Raw genomic sequence first — 16,214 nt, 5'->3', positions numbered from 1 at the left:
GCGACCATGACCACTGAGACCACTGAGACCACTGAGACCACCGGCCCGCTGGCCGGAACCCTTGTCGTCGACCTCTCCCGCGCCCTCGCGGGACCCCACGCGGCCATGATGCTGGGGGACCTGGGCGCGCGGGTGATCAAGATCGAGACCCCGGGGACCGGGGACGACACCCGTGGCTGGGGGCCTCCGTTCGTGGGCCCGGAGGACGATCCCATCTCCACGTACTACCTCTGCTGCAATCGCAACAAAGAGTCCGTCGCCCTCGACCTGAAGTCCGAGGACGGCCGAGAGGTGCTGGAACGGCTCGTGGTACGGGCCGACGTGCTGATCGAGAACTTCCGCCCGGGAGTGCTGGACCGGCTCGGCTTCCCCGTCGACCGGCTGCACGAGCTGAACCCGCGCCTGGTCGTCCTGTCCATATCGGGGTTCGGCCATGACGGGCCGGAGGCGTCCCGCAGCGGTTACGACCAGATCGTGCAGGGGGAGGCCGGGTTGATGTCGCTGACGGGCTCCTCGCCCGATGACCCGCAACGGGTCGGCGTGCCCATCGCCGACCTGCTGGCCGGCATGAACGGGGCCTTCGGCGTCGTCTCGGCGCTGAACGAGCGGCACCGGACGGACCGGGGGTCCGTGGTCCGCACCTCCCTGCTCTCCTCCGTGGTCGGCGTGCACGCCTTCCAGGGCACCCGGGCCACGGTGGCAGGCGAGCTGCCCCGGGCGCAGGGCAACCATCATCCCTCGATCGCCCCCTACGGGCTGTTCCGGTGCCGGGGCGGGCGGGTCCAGATCAGCGTGGGCAGCCAGCGGCTGTGGCGTGCCTTCGCGGAGGGCTTCGGGCTCGATCCGGACCGCGCGGACCTGGCCGCCAACGCAGACCGGGTGGCCCATCGCGACCAGCTCATCGCGGAGGTGGAGCGGGCCTTCGCGGAGTACGACCCCGAGGCCCTGCTGGAGAAGCTCGACGGGCTCGGCATCCCCGCCGGCAAGGTGCGGGACCTGCAGGAGGTCTACTCGTGGGACCAGGTCCGCTCACAGGGACTGGTCCTCGACGTCGAGCACCCACGGCTCGGTACGATCAACCTCCCGGGACCGGCGCTGCGCTTCTTCTCCGGGGACGGAACGCGGGAGACCACCCGGACGCAGCACTCGGCGCCACCGGGGCTCGATGACCACGGCATGAGTGTGCGGGAATGGCTCGACGGCGAGGCGGGCCGGTGATCGCCGCCCCGGACCGGGCCCTGCAGGGGGCCGCCGAGGTCCTGGACATCCTCGTGGACCCGGGAACCTTCCAGTCCTGGGACGACCCGGTGGACCACGGGCACCTCGAGGAGGACTATGCCCGGGACCTCGGCCGGGCGCGCGAGGTGACGGGACTGGACGAGGCCGTCGTCACCGGTCGCGCCACGATCGGGGGTCGCCCGGTGGGTGTGATCGCCAGCGACTTCCGGTTCCTGGGCGGGACGATCGGCGTCCTGACCGCGCGCAGGATCGCCGCCGCCTTCCGGCGGGCGGCCCGTGAGGGACTGCCCGTGGTGGCGGCGCCGTCGTCGGGTGGGACCCGCATGCAGGAGGGTACTCACGCGTTCCTGGCGATGCTGGACATCGCCGAGGCCCTGCGGGTGTTCCGTGAGACCGGACGTGCCTACCTCGTCTACCTGCGTCATCCCACCACCGGAGGCGTCATGGCGTCCTGGGGGTCACTCGGCCACGTGACGTTCGCGGAACCCGGGGCCCTGGTGGGGTTCCTGGGACCGCGGGCGGTGGAGGCCATCACCGGGGAGGCGATTCCCGAGGGCGTCCAGCGGGCGGAGAACCTCGCGGACGTCGGGCTGGTCGATGCGGTCGTCTCCCCGTCGCAGATCCGGTCCGTGCTCGACCGGGCCCTAGGCCTGATGTCCGCACCCGACGGCGGGAGCCCGGCCGGGGACGTCACGGGATCCCCGCCCGCCTCCCAGGTCGCGGTGCGGGCCGCGGTCCCGACGAACCCCTGGGACGCCGTCCTGGCCACCCGGGACGCACGGTATCCGCGCTTCCAGGACCTGGTGCGCTCCCTGGGCGACGTGCTGCCGTTGAGCGGTACGGCCGAGGGGGCGGCAGAATCCGGTGTGGGCGTCGTGCTCGCGCGGTTCGGTCGCCTCAATGCGGTGGTCGTCGGCCAGACGGGAGATCCCGGTCGGCCCCTGGGGCCGGACTCCCTGCGCATCGCGCGCCGGGGGATACGACTGGCCGGGGAACTGGGGCTTGCCGTGGTGACGGTGATCGACACCCCGGGCGCGACCCTCTCCGCGGCCGCCGAGGAGGGCGGGCTGGCCGGGCAGATCGCCCGGACGCTGGGCGACCTGACGGCGCTCCAGGTGCCCACGGTCTCGGTCCTGCTCGGGCAGGGATGCGGCGGGGCGGCGCTGGCGCTGTTGCCGGCGGACCGGACGGTGGCCTCGAGCCACGCATGGATCTCGCCCCTGCCTCCCGAGGGGGCGAGCGCGATCGTCCACCGTACCCCGGACCTGGCACCCCGGGTCGCCCGTCACCAGGGGATTGGTCTCGGGGGACTGCTCCGCCTCGGGATCGTCGACGAGGTCGTGGCCTACCCGGCCGGGGGTGCGGCGGGCAATGAGGAGTTCCTGGCGGGCCTGCGGGAGCGCATCGGCGACCACCTGGCGCAGGTCACTCCGGCAGAACGGGGCCCGGTGGGGACCCCGGCAGCGGAACCGGGCGCGGTGCCCGTCCGGCCGGGGGTCACCGGGACCGCCGGGGGCCGTCCAGAGGCCAGGATGGAGCGCTACCGGAGGATCGTGGGACTGCCCCTGGTCGCCTGAGGGGTCCGTCCGGCCAGGACTGCCAGCGATCTCACAGTCTCCACCCGGTTTCCCCACAAGTACGGCCCCTACGCTGAAGGAGCCTCATCAAGGTGCGAGTGATGAAGGTGCGAGTGATGACAGGGGCCCCGGGCCCGGCGTATGCGATTCCCCTCCGCAGCCGGATACCCGGGGCCCTGCTCGTGCCCCCGGTCGGAGCGGAGCCCCGGTCCGGCCTCCTTGGCGCATCGGTCCCATAGAGGCAATACTCGGGGACTACCGTCCAGCCACCGACCATCCAGGAGGACACCATGGCATTGAAGAACCTGTTCAACCGGGCTCGCAACTACGCCAACAGCCCCGAGGGGCGTCGGCTCATCGGCCAGGGCACGGACGCCCTGCGCCAGTACGGCACGAAGAACCGGGGCGCCCAGGGCGGGCGCCGTCGGTCGGGATCGAGCGGGCTCCTCGGCATGGCCGAGCGCTTCCTCGGCCGCGGCGGTCCCTCGGGCACGACCCGCCGGCCCTGAACCCCGCCGTCTCCCGTGCCCCCGGCACGCGTTCGCGTCTGATGCCGGGGGCACGGGCTCACGCCGGGTGGAGCAGGTCCTGTTCCTCCACGGCATCCCGGGACAGGGTCCGGTAGCCCTGCTCCTCGAACAGCACGGTGAGGCGGTCCTCGTCCACGCTCATCACGATCCCCGGCCCCCACTCCCGGTGCGTCACCGCGCTCTGCAGGGGGAACCGGTCGTCGTCGTGCGTCAGGTCCACGGCGGTGCCGTCATCGCAGTTGTCGCAGTTGCCGCAGGGGTCCGCGAGTTCCTCGCCGAAGTATCCCAGCAGGTACTGGCGACGGCACCCGTCCGTCTCGGCGTACCCGCGCATCATCTCGATGCGTGAGCGGTCGATCCGCTCCAGCCTCTCGGCCGTCTCCTCGGCCAGCCGCGCGGCCGTCTTCGGACCCACCCTGTCCATCAGCAGCAGTCCCTCCCGGGTGGAGGCCACGGCGCCCGCGGCCTGCAGCAGGTTGACCGTGCCGGTGACGCGCCGGGCGCTCACGTCCACGGCCTCCTTCAGGTGGGTCAGCCGCACCGGGCCGTCCGCGCGCTGCAGCTCCTTGACGACGGCGCTCACCACCTCCTGGTCCGCCTGCTGGGAGCTGAAGAAGCTGCGCAGGCCGAGGTCCTCGCTGCGGTAGTGCAGCACCACCTGGGCGTCCTCACCGTCCCGTCCGGCGCGGCCGGCCTCCTGGTAGTAGGTGTCCAGGGAGTCGGTGATGTCGGCGTGCACCACGAACCGCACGTCCGCCTTGTCGATGCCCATGCCGAACGCGCTGGTCGCCACCACCACGTCCAGGCCGCCCCCCAGGAACAGCTCCAGGGTCTCGTCCCGCAGCGCGGTCTTCTGGCCGGCGTGGTAGGCCCGGGCCGTCAGGCCCCGCTCGGCGAGGCGCTCGGCGTAGTCCTCGGCCGCGCGCCGCGTGGCCGTGTAGAGCAGTCCCGGGCGCGGCAGGCCGGCCACCTGCTCCAGGACGGCCTCGTGCTTGTGGTGGTCCTCGTGGTGCCGGTGCACGGCAAGGTGCAGGTTGGGCCGGTCGAAGCCCAGGGCGATGACGAACGGATCGGACAGGACCAGCCCCTCCACGATCTCCTCCCGTACCGGGGTCGATGCGGTGGCGGTGAGCGCGATGATGACCGGTGAGCCCATCCGGTCCCGGGAGGCGCCGAGGCGCAGGTAGTCCGGCCGGAAGTCGTGGCCCCAGGAGGAGACGCAGTGCGCCTCGTCCACCACGAGGAAGGCCGGGCCGATGGCCCGCAGCCGCTCCAGGACCACGTCCTTGGCCAGCTGTTCGGGCGTCAGGAACACGAACTTCGCCGCCCCGTCCTCCAGGGCCTGCCAGGCACCCTCCTGCTCGCGGGCGGGGACGGAGGAGTTGATGGCCACCGCGTGCGTCGGGGCGCTCTCGGCCAGCTCGTTGAGGCCGTCGCGCTGGTCCGCCTGCAGGGCGATCAACGGGGAGACGACCACGCAGGGCCCGTCCACCATCAGCGCGGCCAGCTGGTAGACGGCCGACTTCCCGTAGCCGGTCGGCATCACGGCGAGCACGTCCCGGCCGGACACCGCGGCCTCCACCGCCTCGGCCTGGCTGGGGCGCAATTCCTCCCAGCCGAAGACCTCGTGGGCGAGCCGGTGGACGTCCGTCGGAGTCGTCGTCATCCCCTCACTCTAGGAGACCGGGCACCACCCGAAGTCCGGGACCAGTGGTTCAGGTCCAGTGCTGCATGGGTGCGCCGATCTGTCCCAGCTCGGTCATGGCGAACTGGTGAAGCTCGCGCACCTTCGCATTGCGCAGGGCGCCGGGCGGGTAGATCAGCTGGACCGAGTTCTCCGGCAGCTCGTCGGCGATCTGCGTGTAGACGAGACGTCGGCCCTCATACGTGACGTCTCCTCGGGGACGTCCCATGATCACCGAGTAACCGAGGCCCCGGCCCACCAGGGAGCGGATGGCTTCCACATTGCGCAATCGCCAGTGCACCCGCGGGGTGAAGCCGACGCTGGCCATCATGGACATGATCAGGTCGGGGGCCGGTTTCAGTCCAAGCAGCACCGCCGGTTCATCCCCCAGTTCGGCGAACCGTACCTGTGCGCGACCCGCCAGGCGGTGGTCTTGCGGCAGGACCAGCTGTAACCGGACCGGCGCCACCGTGGTTCGTTCCACGTCGGTGTCCACGTGTAACTGGTACATGAAGGCGGCGTCGAGCCGGCCTGCCAGGAGCATCTGTTGCAGTTCGTCCGAGGAGCCTTCGTGCACCTCGACCTGCACCCGGGGGTGGTGGTCGGCGAAGTGGCCCAGTACCGGGGGCAGCAGCCACGGGGTGAGGGTGTCGAAGCAACCGATGGACAGGGTGCCGGCCAGCTCGCCGCGGATGGCACTGGCCGAACTCTCCATGGCCTCCGCCGCGGACAGCACGGCCCGTGCCTGAGCTTCCAGGTCCCGGCCGGCCGCGGTGAGTACCGATCCGGTGGCACGACGCCGCATCAACAGCTGGACGCCCATCGTCTTCTCCAAGGCGCTGAGGGAGGCCGACAGGGTCCCGGCGGTCACGTGGAGACGCTGGGCGGCCGCCGCGAGAGTGCCCTCCTCGGCGATGGCCACGAAGTACTCCAGCTGACGGATCGTCACCGCAAGCATCTTTGTCTCCATCAAACTTGATCTGCGTTTACATTCGATTTACCCATACTATGGACTGCGCCATAGTCGAGGTGTGACCCAGATGACATTCGAATCCGCAGACCTCGCCCCTCGGGTGATCACCCTCGGCACTGCCGGCGGGCCCCGCTGGTGGGGAACCGACCCGGTCGGGCGCCGCAGGAACGGGATTGCCACGGCCGTCGTGGTCGGCCCCGCGGTGTACGTGGTGGACTGTGGCCGAGGCGCCAGCACCCAGTTCGCCGAAGCCGGCCTCAGTATGGACCGGCTGCGCGGGGTGTTCCTCACCCACCTGCACTCAGACCACACCGTGGACCTCGCCGGGATGCTGCTGTTCGGCTGGATGATGTCCGGACCGCGGCCGGACGGACCGATCCCGGTGATCGGCCCCGGTGACCGCGGAATGCTGCCCGCCGTGAACCCGCGCGCCATCGGTGAGGTTGCCCCGCTGACTCCGCAGGCCCCCACGTCCGGGACCGTGCAGTTGGTGGAGCACCTGCTGACCGCCTACTCCGCCGATGTCACCGACCGCATGCTCGACTCATTGCGCCCCTCCCCGTACACACTCTTCGCCCCGCAGGATGTGACTCTGCCCGAGCACAGCGGATATCACCCCAACCTGAACCCGAGTCCGGCCGGGCTGGAGCCATTCACCGTGTTCGAGGACGAGTTCGTCCGGGTCACGGCCACCCTGGTGGTGCACCCGCCGGTGGCCCCGGCCTTCGCGTTCCGCTTCGACACCGAGCACGGGTCAGTGACGATCTCCGGGGACACCGCTCCCAGCGAGAACCTGGTGCGACTGGCCACCGGCACTGACCTGCTCCTGCACGAGGCCATCGACATGGGCTGGGCCGAAGCCTCCTACCGGGACGTGGACGCCGCCACCCGTGAGGCCACGCTGGACCACCACCGCAAGTCCCACACCACGCCGCGCCAGGCCGGCCAGGTCGCCGCCGCCGCCGGCGTCGGCACCCTGGCCCTGCATCACCTGGTACCGGGCCATGCCGACGCCTCCGTCTGGCACGAGGCCACCGAGACCTTTTCCGGACCCGTCGTCGTACCCGAGGACCTGCAGTCCATCACCGTCGCCCGCCGCCCCCGCCCTGCGCTGGCCGCCACCTCTCTCTAGGATCATCATGACGCAGACCATGCCCCCCACTCCCTCTTCCACCAGCCCCTCGGCGCCCCCGGCATCGGAGTCGCTCAACACGCCGCACATGCGGCGCATCCTCACCTCGAGCTTCGTCGGCAGCGCCATCGAGTACTACGACTTCCTGCTCTACGCCACGGCCGCGGCCCTGGTGTTCAACAAGGTCTTCTTCGTCAACCTGGATCCGGTGTGGGCCACCTTCGCCTCCTTCGGCACCCTGGCCGCCGGTTACCTGGCCCGCCCGGTGGGAGGAGCAATCTTCGGGCACTACGGCGATCGGCTCGGACGCAAGAAGATGCTGGTGCTGTCCATGCTGCTGATGGGTTTCGCCACCACCGCCATGGGACTGTTGCCGACCACAGCCGCCATCGGCATGGCCGCCCCCGCTCTGCTCATCACCCTGCGGGTGATCCAGGGCATCGCCGTGGGCGGTGAATGGGGCGGGGCCATGCTCATCGCCCTCGAGCAGGCTCCGGGCGGCAAACGGGGCTTCGCCGCCAGCTTCGCCAACATGGGCGCCCCGGCCGGTGCCACCCTGGCCACCTTGGCGATGTCCGCGGCCACGCTGCTGCCGGAAGATCAGTTCCTCTCCTGGGGCTGGCGCATTCCGTTCCTGATCAGCGCCGTGCTGGTGGTCATCGCCCTGGTCATTCGGCTGAAGATCTCCGAGAGCCCGCTGTTCCAGCAGTTCGAGCATGAAGCAGACCGTCGGCGCATGCCGATCCTGGATGTCTTCACCCAGTACCCCAGGCAGCTGGGCCTCGGCGTGCTGGCCGGCATCGCGCAGTTCACCATGGCCGGCATGGTCACCGTCTGGGCCGTCAGCGAGGCCGTGGCCCTCGGTGCAGACAAGACCGGTGTGCTCAACGCCAAGGCAATCGCGGCCGCCGGCATGTTGATCGCCACGATCGTCAGCGCCCGCCTGTGTGACCGCTTCGGACGCCGACGGATCATGCTCTTCGGTATCAGCGCCGGCATCATCGCTGCCTACCCCATCCTGATGCTGGTCCAGACCGGCACCGTCGCCGGTTACGCCACCGCCGTGATCCTCGGCCAGGTCATCCAGGGCTTCATGTTCGGCCCCCTGGGTGCCTTCATCGCGGAGATGTTCCCCACCCGCGTGCGTTACACCGGTTCCTCGATCGCCTACCAGGCCTCATCCACCATCGGCGCCGGTTTCACCCCCATGCTGGCCGCCGGAATTCTCGCCGCGACCTCCGGCATTGCCGTGCTCGGCGGACTGTGGATGGCCGTCCTCGGCGTGTGCGCCCTGGCCGTGATCTTCGCTCCCGAGGGTCACCGTCGCGAGCTGGCGGACATCCGGTAGCGGCCGACTCCTGGTCAGGCCCCCTCACGCCCCGGATGAGACATCGTCCGGGGCCAGAGGAGGGTGACCAGGGCCCTTCGTCCCGGGGGAGGGCCGATCTGCACGGCCACCGGCAGTGTTCCGGAGGGGTGACGGGAAGAGCACCCCCCTTTACGGGCGGAGCCGGGCACGGAAGGGTGGGGACTGTCCGGTCGTCCGCGACCGGTCCTGGACTCCACGACGAAAGGCAGGATCCACCCATGTCAGGAAACCTTCTGGCCCGTTCCATCCACGACCTGACCGCCGCCGCCTGGTTCGGTGGTTCGTTGATGGGCGCGGTGGGCCTGAACGGCGCCACCGCCCAGGCGAAGGACCCCACCGAGCGCACGCGACTGTCCAGCCTGGGCTGGAAGCGCTGGGCACCCGTGCAGACAGCGGCCTTCGCCGCGCACCTGGGCACCTGGGCACCGATCCTCTGGGAGAACAAAGGTCGCTACGTGACCCAGCAGGGGGTCATGCGCTGGACGTGGGTCAAGGCCGGCGTGACCGTGGCCGGTGCTGCCGTGACGCTGTACTCCGGGATGCTGGGCAGGAAGGTGGACGAACTGTCCCAGCAGGGCGCCCAGGGCGCCACCGAACCCTCGCCCACCGCCTCCCCGGAGCTGCAGGAGGCCCAGGAGCAACTTCGGCTGCTGCAGTGGACCATCCCCGCCTTCGCCGGGGCCGTGATCGTGCTGGGCGCCCAGCACGGCGAACTGCAGAGGGCGCGAAACCTCCGGCCCAAGCGACTGGACAACGTCAAGGCCGTGGCCCGTCTCGTCCCGATGAAGGGGCCCGCCGGAGTGGTCAAGTCGCTGCTCACGTCCTGACCGGGCCCATGAGGGGCCCGTCGGCGGCGGCCGCCCCGAGACGAGGCGCGGCCGCCGCCGGCCGGATCAGCGGTCCAGCTCCTGGCGCCGGGAGGAGATCACGCCGGTGTTGAAGCCGGCGAGGTTCAGGCCGCCGTGGAAGCGGGCGTGCTCGATCTTCACGCAGCGGTCCATCACGATGTCCATCCCGTGGGACTCCGCCAGGTGGGCGGCCTCCTCGTTCCAGATGCCCAGCTGCAGCCAGACGGCCTTCGCGCCGGCCTCGCGGGACTCCTCCACGATGCCCGGGGTGTCCTCGGACTTGCGGAAGACCTCCACGAGGTCCGGGACCTCCGGCAGGTCCTTCAGCGAGGCGTACACCGGGTGGCCGAGGATCTGCTTGCCCTGCTCGGCCAGGATCGGGTTGACGAAGTAGACCCGGAAGGTGGTCGAGGACAGCAGGTAGGTCGCCACGAAGTACGACGCGCGGGCGGGCTTGTCCGAGGCGCCGACGATGGCGATCGACTCGGTCTGGCGCAGCAGCGCCAGGCGCTCCGGCGCGGACGGTCCGGTCCAGGTGCGGTCGGGCAGTACGGTGCTCACTTGGCGGCCTCCTTCAGGGCGGCGTTCACGGCGGCCTCCAGGGCCTGGTCCAGGTCCCAGAGGATGTCCTCGACGTCCTCGATGCCCACGGAGATGCGGATCAGGTCCTCCGGGATGCCGCCGGCCACGAGCTGCTCGGCGGTCAGCTGCTGGTGCGTGGTGGAGGCCGGGTGCAGCACGAGGGTCTTGGCGTCGCCGATGTTGGCCAGGTGGCTGGCCAGCTGCAGGTTCGAGATGAACTCGGCCCCGGCGTCGCGCCCGCCCTTCACACCGAAGCTGAACACGGAGCCCACGCCCAGCGGCAGCAGCTCCCTGCCCCGCTCGTAGTGGGGGTGGGACGGCAGGCCCGCGTAGTTGACCCAGTTGACCCGCTCGTCGGCCTCGAGCCACTCGGCCACCCGCTGGGCATTGGCCAGGTGGGCGTCCATGCGCTGGGCCAGGGTCTCGATGCCAATCATCAGCTGCTGGGCCGAGGCCGGTGCCAGGGCCGGGCCGAAGTCACGCAGCTGCTCCGAGCGCAGCTTGGTCAGGAAGCCGTACTCGCCGAAGTTGCCCCACCAGGACACGTCCCCGTAGGAGGGGACCGGCTCGGTCATGGACGGGAACCTGCCGTTGTCCCACGGGAAGAGCCCGGACTCGACGACGACGCCGCCCAGGGTGGTGCCGTGCCCGCCGAGGAACTTGGTGGCCGAGTGGATGATGATGTCCGCCCCGTGCTCGAACGGGCGGATCAGGTACGGCGGGGTCAGCGTGGAGTCCACCACGAGCGGGACGCCGGCGGCGTGGGCCACCCGGGCCAGGCCGGGCAGGTCCACGATGTCCCCGGAGGGGTTGGCCACGACCTCGGTGTAGACGGCCTTGGTGTTCGGCCGGATCGCCGCGGCGAAGTCCTCGGCCTCCATCGAGTTCACGAACGTGGTCTCGATCCCGAACCGGCGCAGCGAGACGTCGAGCTGGGTGATGGTGCCGCCGTAGAGCTTGGAGGAGGCCACGATGTGGTCCCCGGCCTGGCAGAGGGCAGCGAAGGTGACGAACTCCGCGGCCATGCCGGACGCCGTCGCGACCGCCCCGATGCCGCCCTCCAGCGAGGCCATCCGCTCCTCGAACGCGGCGACCGTGGGGTTGCCGATGCGGGAGTAGATGTTGCCGTACTTCTGCAGCGCGAACAGGTTCGCGGCGTCCTGGGCGGACTCGAAGACGTAGGAGGTGGTCTGGTGGATGGGCACGGCGCGGGATCCGTGCACGGCGTCGGGGACGGCGCCGGCGTGCAGGGCGCGGGTACGGAAGCCGAACTGGTGTTCTGCCACGGGGGTCCTTCCAGCAGGGGGTGGGGGCCGGTCGGCCGCGCGGTGCTGACCGCGTCCCGGTCCCGTTTCGTCCCATTGTTCCCGACGCCGGCCCGATCCGGGCAACTGGAGGACGAAAGATGACCCCGGGGGTCCGGGCCACCGGGTGGGGTCCCCGGTGGCCCGGACCCTCAGGTGCGGGCGTGGTTGAGGGCGAGGTGCTTGGTGCGGGAGTAGTCGTCCAGGGCGTAGGCGGAGAGGTCCCGTCCGTAGCCGCTGTGCTTGAACCCGGACCAGGGCATCTCGGTGGGCAGGGCCAGGTGCGTGTTGACGTTGACGCTGCCGAAGTCCAGGGCCTTGGCCAGGGAGAGGGCGGTGGCGACGTCGCGGGTGAAGACCGAGGCCGTGAGGCCGTAGTCGGTCTCGTTGGCGCGGGCGACGCCCTCGGACTCCTCACGGTAGGTCTCGATGGTGACGACGGGGCCGAAGACCTCCTCGAGGCTGATCGGGTCCCCGGTGGCGACCTTCAGGACGGTCGGTTCGATCCAGTAGCCCTCGGAGTCGTCCCCGCGTGCCCCGAGGAGCACCTCGGCGCCGCGGTCCACGGCGGCGTCGATGGCGGTCATCACCCGTTCGTAGTGGCCGCGGTAGATGATCGGGCCCAGGGTGTCGTCCTGGTCGATCTCGGGGGCGGCCAGCCGGTAGGCGGCGACGGCGGTGACGATCTTCTCGGTGAGGGCCTCGGCGATGGAGTCGTGGGCCAGGACGCGGCACGCGGCTCCGCATTCCTGGCCGGTGTTCCAGAATCCGGCCTCGGCCACGGTCGCGGCCACCTGGTCCAGGTCGGCGTCCGGGCAGACCAGCACGGGGGCCTTGCCGCCGAGCTCCAGGTGGGCGGGGACCACGTTGGCGGCCGCGGCGCCGGCCACGGACCGGCCGGCCCCCACGCTGCCGGTCAGGGCGATCATGTCGATCCCGGGATGGGCGCTCAGGGCGGCCCCCACGGTGGACCCGGATCCGTTGACGATGTTCAGGACCCCGGGCGGGAGGATGCCGTCGGCCAGTTCGGCCAGGCGCAGGGTGGTCAGCGGGGTGACCTCGCTGGGCTTGAGCACGATGGTGTTGCCGACCATCAGCGCCGGGGCGAGCTTCCACGCGACCATCAGCAACGGGTAGTTCCACGGGGTGATCATCCCGATGACGCCCAGCGGTTCGCGCAGGATCATCGAGGTGATGTCCTCCACGTAGTCCCCGGCGGCGACGGTGGTGGTGCTGCGCCCGGCGCCGGCCATGAAGCGGAAGGTGTCGATCGCCGAGTCGACGTCGTCGGCGGTGACCGCCGGCGGCTTGCCGCAGTTCAGGGCCTCGAGGGTGCGCAGGCGGTCGCGGTCGTCCCGCAGGGCCTCGGCCAGGGCCAGCAGCACCTCGGCCCGGTCCTTCGGCGTGCGCGCCGCCCAGCCGGGAGCCGCGGCGCGCGCGGCCGCCACGGCCGCGTCGACCTCGGCGGCCCCGCCCCGGGGCACGGTGGCCAGGACGGTGCCGCGGGCCGGGTCCACGACCTCGGAGGTCTCACCGGTGGCGGACTCGAGGTGCCGGCCGTCGATGTAGTGGTCGCACCGGGGCATCTCCACGGTGAGGGGCTGCTCGGCGCGCAGCACGGTTACGGCCGCGGACAGGGTGTTCTGCTCGGTCATCGGGACCTCCAGGAAGAGTGGGGAAGGGTGGGGGCGTGGGTGGCGGTGGCGCAGCAGTCCGCCAGGCCCGACGCCGGCCGGTGCGGGCCGGCGTCGGGACCGGCGGCTCAGGAGGCGAAGGCGCCCTGCAGCAGCTCGAGGGCGTCGCGGAGCTCTGCGCGTCCCTGGGCGGACAGCGGTGCCATCGGCCGGCGGGGCGCCCCGGCGGGAACGCCCTGCAGTTCCAGGCCGGCCTTGACCGCGGGGATGAACTGGCCGGAGATCATGGTGTCGATCACCGGGTAGAGCCGCTTCCACTGCGCCAGGGCCCCGCTCAGGTCCCCGGCGGTGATGGCGTCGTAGATCGCGACGATCTCGGTCGGCACCACGTTCGCGGCACCGGCCATGACGCCTGCGGCGCCCTCGACGAGGGCCGAGTAGAGGTAGACGTCCCAGCCGATGAACGTGCCGATCCGGTCCCCGTGGTGGTGGATCAGCTGCAGGCCCTGTTCCCAGTTCGCCCCGGAGTCCTTCACGTAGCGGATGTGCTCGAACTCCTCGGCCAGGGTGCCGATGGTGTCCGGGTCGAGGTTCACGCCGGTGGCCCCGGGGATGTTGTAGAGCATGATCGGCAGCTCGACCTGCTCGGCCACGTCCCGCAGGTAGGTGGTGGTCTCCTGGAGCGACAGCGCCTCGTAGTACGGGGTGACGAGCATCAGCACGTCCGCACCGGCCTGCTGGGCGGCCCGGCTCTGGCGGACGGCCTCGGCCGTGGTGAGGGCACCGGTCTGGGCGATCACCGGGACCCGGCCGGCCACGTGAGCGGTGACCTCCTCGACCATGCGGATGCGCTCGTCCGGGGTCATGGTGGCGAACTCGCCCGTGGAACCCCCGGCCACCACGCCGTGGACGCCGCCGGCGATGGAACGGTCCACCACCTGCCGCAGGACGGGGACGTCGATCTGCTCATCGGCGTCGAAGGGGATGGCCAGGGCGGTCAGGACACCGCGCAGTTCGTTCGTCATGATGGTTGCCTTTCGGTGGTGTGGGGTGGTCAGCTGACCAGGGCGTCGTCGAGGGCGGGTACGGCTTCGAGCGCGGACCGGGTCTGGCGCTCGGTGGCCAGTCGGCTGGCGATCTCCTGGGCGGCCGAGAACCCGGACATGATGGAGCTCTCGGTGTAGAGGGTGCCGAGGTAGTCACCGGCCAGGAACACGCGATCGGTGCCGCGCATGAGCGTGGACTGGAGCTTGGCGCGGCCGGGGAAGCTGTAGGGCGAGGCCACCTTCCACCGGGCCGCCTTGGCCTCCACGACGCTGTCGGCGAAGCCGTGGCCGAGCACCTGGTCGAGGTCCGCCAGGTGGGTCTGGACGACCTCCTCGTCGCTCTTGTCCAGCAGGGCGGCGCCCAGGCTGGCCGGGGAGAAGGTCATGAAGCTGCCGCCGGGCTTGCGGACGGACTCGGTGCCGCGGACGATGCTCGCCTGGTTCAGAGCGATCGCGAACGAGCGCTTCGGGGCGGCGATGGCGTAGATGTCGTCCCAGGGCCGGGCGGAGGTCTCATCGGTCAGGAAGGCCGAGCTGACGTGCGGACCGTACTTGATCTGCCCGAGCGCACCGCGCAGGTCCTCGGGCAGGTCCACGCCGATCCGGTGGGACACGTCGGCGGTGGTCGCCAGGACGACGGAGCGCGCCTCGACCTCGTGGTCCCGGCCGTCCTGGCTGTAGCGGACGAGGACCGAGTTCTTCCGGTGCACCACCTCGTGCACGGTGGCGCCCAGGCGGACACGGTCGCCGAGGGCCACCGCGATCGATTCGGTCAGGGTGGACGGGCCGCCCACGATGCCGCGGTTCAGCCCCTGCCCGAAGCCCAGCACCAGGCTGAAGTAGCCGATGCCGGCCCCGGCGGAGATCTGGTCCATGTCCCCGGCGGAGCGCGTGACGGTCGTCTTGAACAGGGCCGCGGCATCCTCGGAGGTGTTCCCGATGAGGTCCAGGAAGGAGTTCTCGTTCTGGAAGTCGTAGATGCGCTGCTGGCGCATCGCGTCGGACTCCCCGGCGCGCTTGCGCACGACCCCCGTGTACTTCGCCACGCCGGCCACGACCTTCATCCCGGCCCGCAGCGTGTCGACCCGGGAGGCCAGCGGCATCGGGATGCGGAACGGGTAGGTGGCGATGTGCCCCTTCTTGATGAACTTCCCGTTCATGGACAGCCCCTGCAGGGAGCCGGGGATCTCCACGGCGGTCACGCCGACCTCGGTGAGCAGGGCGTCGGTGGAGGAACCGGGTCCGGCGAAGACGTGCCCGCCCCAGTTCATCCAGTAGTCCCCCCGGCGCTCCGAACGGATCCGGCCGCCGACCCGCTGGTCCGCCTCCAGGACCACGGTGTCCCAGTGGCGCAGGCGCCAGGCCGCGGACAGGCCGGCGAGCCCGCCGCCGATGATGATTGCGTCTTTCATGAGGTTGCCTTCCACTGCGACTCGATGTGATCCATCTCTCAGTACAGTAATCTGTGATTTGTGATCACACAAGAGGTGGTGCGAAGTCTGGGGAAGTCATGGGAGGGGGACTCGGGCCCCAGGCTTCCGGGCGGACGGAGGGGCTCAGCCCTCGGGGAGGGCCTGACGGATGCGACCGGTCGCGGCGTCGATCGAGGCCGCGGCCAGTTCCCTCGCCCGCAGGGCGTCGCGGTCGATCGCCGCCTGGAGCAGCAGGGCCTGGAACTCCAGGAGGATCCCCGGGTTGCCGCTCTCCAGCTCACTGCTGGCCCCGACGATCTTGTAGGACCGGCAGCGCTGCCAGAGCACGTGGATGGTCTCCACCAGGACGGGATTGCCCGCGGCCTCGTACAGGACGTCGAGGAAGCGTTCGTCCGCGTCCAGGTACGGGACGACCTCGCCGGCCTCCAGGTGCGACTCCATCGCCGCATAGGCCTCGCGGAGCCGGGCGATGCCGTCGTCGGACACCGCGGCGGCCCCCAGGCCGGAGGCCTCGATCTCCAGCAGGCGCCGGACGGCGTAGACGTGGAGCAGCTCGGCGGGGGTGAAGCCCTTCACCCGGGCGCCGCGGTTCGGCAGCGTCTCGACGAGCCCGACCTCCTCCAGTCGCCGGATGGCCTCGCGGACGGGCATGACGCTGGTGCCCAGCTCCGCGGCCACGTCCCGGATGCGCAACCGGTGACCGGCGGGGTAGCTCCCGCGCATGATGGCCCCGTGGATCGCCTCGAACACCTGGTCTGCGATGCGGGCCTGCGGCTCGAGCTGAGGGAGGGGCATGTGCCGAAGTATAGGGCTCTCACTCGGGCGGTGATCACAGATCCACTTTCCCTCTTGTTTGATATGTG

General features: G+C 70.8%; 14 protein-coding genes. 6 read left to right on the top strand and 8 right to left on the bottom strand.

The window, feature by feature from the left end:
* The first annotated feature begins 6 nt into the window (after positions 1-6).
* From GGQ69_RS13495 to GGQ69_RS13485, 3 genes are all read left to right on the top strand, one after another.
* Positions 7-1,218 (top strand): CaiB/BaiF CoA-transferase family protein, encoded by a 1,212-nt coding sequence (locus GGQ69_RS13495; protein WP_183529361.1) that lies wholly within the window; start codon positions 7-9, stop codon positions 1,216-1,218.
* On the top strand, positions 1,191-2,816 hold the full coding sequence (locus GGQ69_RS13490; RefSeq protein WP_183529358.1) for a carboxyl transferase domain-containing protein: 1,626 nt from the start codon (positions 1,191-1,193) through the stop codon (positions 2,814-2,816). Before GGQ69_RS13495 ends, GGQ69_RS13490 begins: the two co-directional genes overlap by 28 nt.
* A gap of 290 nt (positions 2,817-3,106) precedes the next feature.
* Complete coding sequence (locus tag GGQ69_RS13485; protein ID WP_183529356.1) at positions 3,107-3,325, top strand: hypothetical protein; 219 nt, start codon at positions 3,107-3,109, stop codon at positions 3,323-3,325.
* A gap of 58 nt (positions 3,326-3,383) precedes the next feature.
* Here GGQ69_RS13485 and GGQ69_RS13480 read toward each other — a convergent pair whose 3' ends face one another.
* Positions 3,384-5,012, bottom strand: coding sequence for an ATP-dependent DNA helicase RecQ (locus GGQ69_RS13480; protein WP_183529355.1), 1,629 nt, complete (start codon positions 5,010-5,012; stop codon positions 3,384-3,386).
* Between the two features lie 49 nt (positions 5,013-5,061).
* Complete coding sequence (locus GGQ69_RS13475) at positions 5,062-5,988, bottom strand: LysR substrate-binding domain-containing protein (RefSeq protein ID WP_183529353.1); 927 nt, start codon at positions 5,986-5,988, stop codon at positions 5,062-5,064.
* Between the two features lie 82 nt (positions 5,989-6,070).
* Between GGQ69_RS13475 and GGQ69_RS13470 the strand changes: the two genes are divergently transcribed.
* The 3 genes from GGQ69_RS13470 (at position 6,071) to GGQ69_RS13460 (ending at position 9,331) form a co-directional block, all read left to right on the top strand.
* Positions 6,071-7,135, top strand: a complete 1,065-nt coding sequence (locus tag GGQ69_RS13470; protein ID WP_183529351.1) for an MBL fold metallo-hydrolase — start codon at positions 6,071-6,073, stop codon at positions 7,133-7,135.
* 7 nt (positions 7,136-7,142) lie between these two features.
* Positions 7,143-8,483, top strand: coding sequence for an MFS transporter (locus tag GGQ69_RS13465; protein ID WP_183529349.1), 1,341 nt, complete (start codon positions 7,143-7,145; stop codon positions 8,481-8,483).
* 239 nt (positions 8,484-8,722) lie between these two features.
* Complete coding sequence (locus GGQ69_RS13460; protein WP_255459716.1) at positions 8,723-9,331, top strand: hypothetical protein; 609 nt, start codon at positions 8,723-8,725, stop codon at positions 9,329-9,331.
* A gap of 66 nt (positions 9,332-9,397) precedes the next feature.
* Here the strand turns inward: GGQ69_RS13460 and GGQ69_RS13455 are convergent, their stop codons facing one another.
* The 6 genes from GGQ69_RS13455 to GGQ69_RS13430 all read right to left on the bottom strand — a co-directional run bounded on the left by GGQ69_RS13455 (position 9,398) and on the right by GGQ69_RS13430 (position 16,146).
* Positions 9,398-9,913 (bottom strand): CoA-binding protein, encoded by a 516-nt coding sequence (locus GGQ69_RS13455; RefSeq protein ID WP_010143520.1) that lies wholly within the window; start codon positions 9,911-9,913, stop codon positions 9,398-9,400.
* A complete protein-coding gene (locus tag GGQ69_RS13450; RefSeq protein ID WP_183529347.1) occupies positions 9,910-11,220 on the bottom strand; it encodes an O-acetylhomoserine aminocarboxypropyltransferase/cysteine synthase family protein in 1,311 nt (436 codons plus the stop codon). The genes GGQ69_RS13455 and GGQ69_RS13450 overlap by 4 nt, the downstream gene beginning before the upstream one ends.
* A gap of 170 nt (positions 11,221-11,390) precedes the next feature.
* Positions 11,391-12,893 (bottom strand): aldehyde dehydrogenase family protein, encoded by a 1,503-nt coding sequence (locus tag GGQ69_RS13445; protein WP_255459715.1) that lies wholly within the window; start codon positions 12,891-12,893, stop codon positions 11,391-11,393.
* A gap of 107 nt (positions 12,894-13,000) precedes the next feature.
* Positions 13,001-13,897, bottom strand: coding sequence for a dihydrodipicolinate synthase family protein (locus GGQ69_RS13440; RefSeq protein WP_183529345.1), 897 nt, complete (start codon positions 13,895-13,897; stop codon positions 13,001-13,003).
* Positions 13,898-13,926: 29 nt separating this feature from the next.
* Positions 13,927-15,330 carry an NAD(P)/FAD-dependent oxidoreductase gene (locus GGQ69_RS13435; protein ID WP_183529343.1) on the bottom strand — a complete coding sequence of 468 codons (1,404 nt, stop codon included), beginning with the start codon at positions 15,328-15,330 and terminating at the stop codon, positions 13,927-13,929.
* Between the two features lie 144 nt (positions 15,331-15,474).
* A complete protein-coding gene (locus tag GGQ69_RS13430) occupies positions 15,475-16,146 on the bottom strand; it encodes a GntR family transcriptional regulator (RefSeq protein WP_183529341.1) in 672 nt (223 codons plus the stop codon).
* Positions 16,147-16,214 lie beyond the last annotated feature (68 nt).

The sequence above is a fragment of the Micrococcus sp. TA1 genome, from assembly GCF_014199555.1.
GTDB lineage: Bacteria > Actinomycetota > Actinomycetes > Actinomycetales > Micrococcaceae > Citricoccus.
This window is presented reverse-complemented; position numbering and strand designations above follow the sequence as displayed.

Coding starts and splice junctions, on each gene's coding strand:
- GGQ69_RS13495 (WP_183529361.1), top strand. CDS start 7: ATGACCACTGAGACCACTGAGACCACTGAGACCACCGGCCCGCTGGCC.
- GGQ69_RS13490 (WP_183529358.1), top strand. CDS start 1,191: ATGGCTCGACGGCGAGGCGGGCCGGTGATCGCCGCCCCGGACCGGGCC.
- GGQ69_RS13485 (WP_183529356.1), top strand. CDS start 3,107: ATGGCATTGAAGAACCTGTTCAACCGGGCTCGCAACTACGCCAACAGC.
- GGQ69_RS13480 (WP_183529355.1), bottom strand. CDS start 5,012: ATGACGACGACTCCGACGGACGTCCACCGGCTCGCCCACGAGGTCTTC.
- GGQ69_RS13475 (WP_183529353.1), bottom strand. CDS start 5,988: ATGCTTGCGGTGACGATCCGTCAGCTGGAGTACTTCGTGGCCATCGCC.
- GGQ69_RS13470 (WP_183529351.1), top strand. CDS start 6,071: ATGACATTCGAATCCGCAGACCTCGCCCCTCGGGTGATCACCCTCGGC.
- GGQ69_RS13465 (WP_183529349.1), top strand. CDS start 7,143: ATGACGCAGACCATGCCCCCCACTCCCTCTTCCACCAGCCCCTCGGCG.
- GGQ69_RS13460 (WP_255459716.1), top strand. CDS start 8,723: ATGTCAGGAAACCTTCTGGCCCGTTCCATCCACGACCTGACCGCCGCC.
- GGQ69_RS13445 (WP_255459715.1), bottom strand. CDS start 12,893: ATGACCGAGCAGAACACCCTGTCCGCGGCCGTAACCGTGCTGCGCGCC.
- GGQ69_RS13440 (WP_183529345.1), bottom strand. CDS start 13,897: ATGACGAACGAACTGCGCGGTGTCCTGACCGCCCTGGCCATCCCCTTC.
- GGQ69_RS13435 (WP_183529343.1), bottom strand. CDS start 15,330: ATGAAAGACGCAATCATCATCGGCGGCGGGCTCGCCGGCCTGTCCGCG.
- GGQ69_RS13430 (WP_183529341.1), bottom strand. CDS start 16,146: ATGCCCCTCCCTCAGCTCGAGCCGCAGGCCCGCATCGCAGACCAGGTG.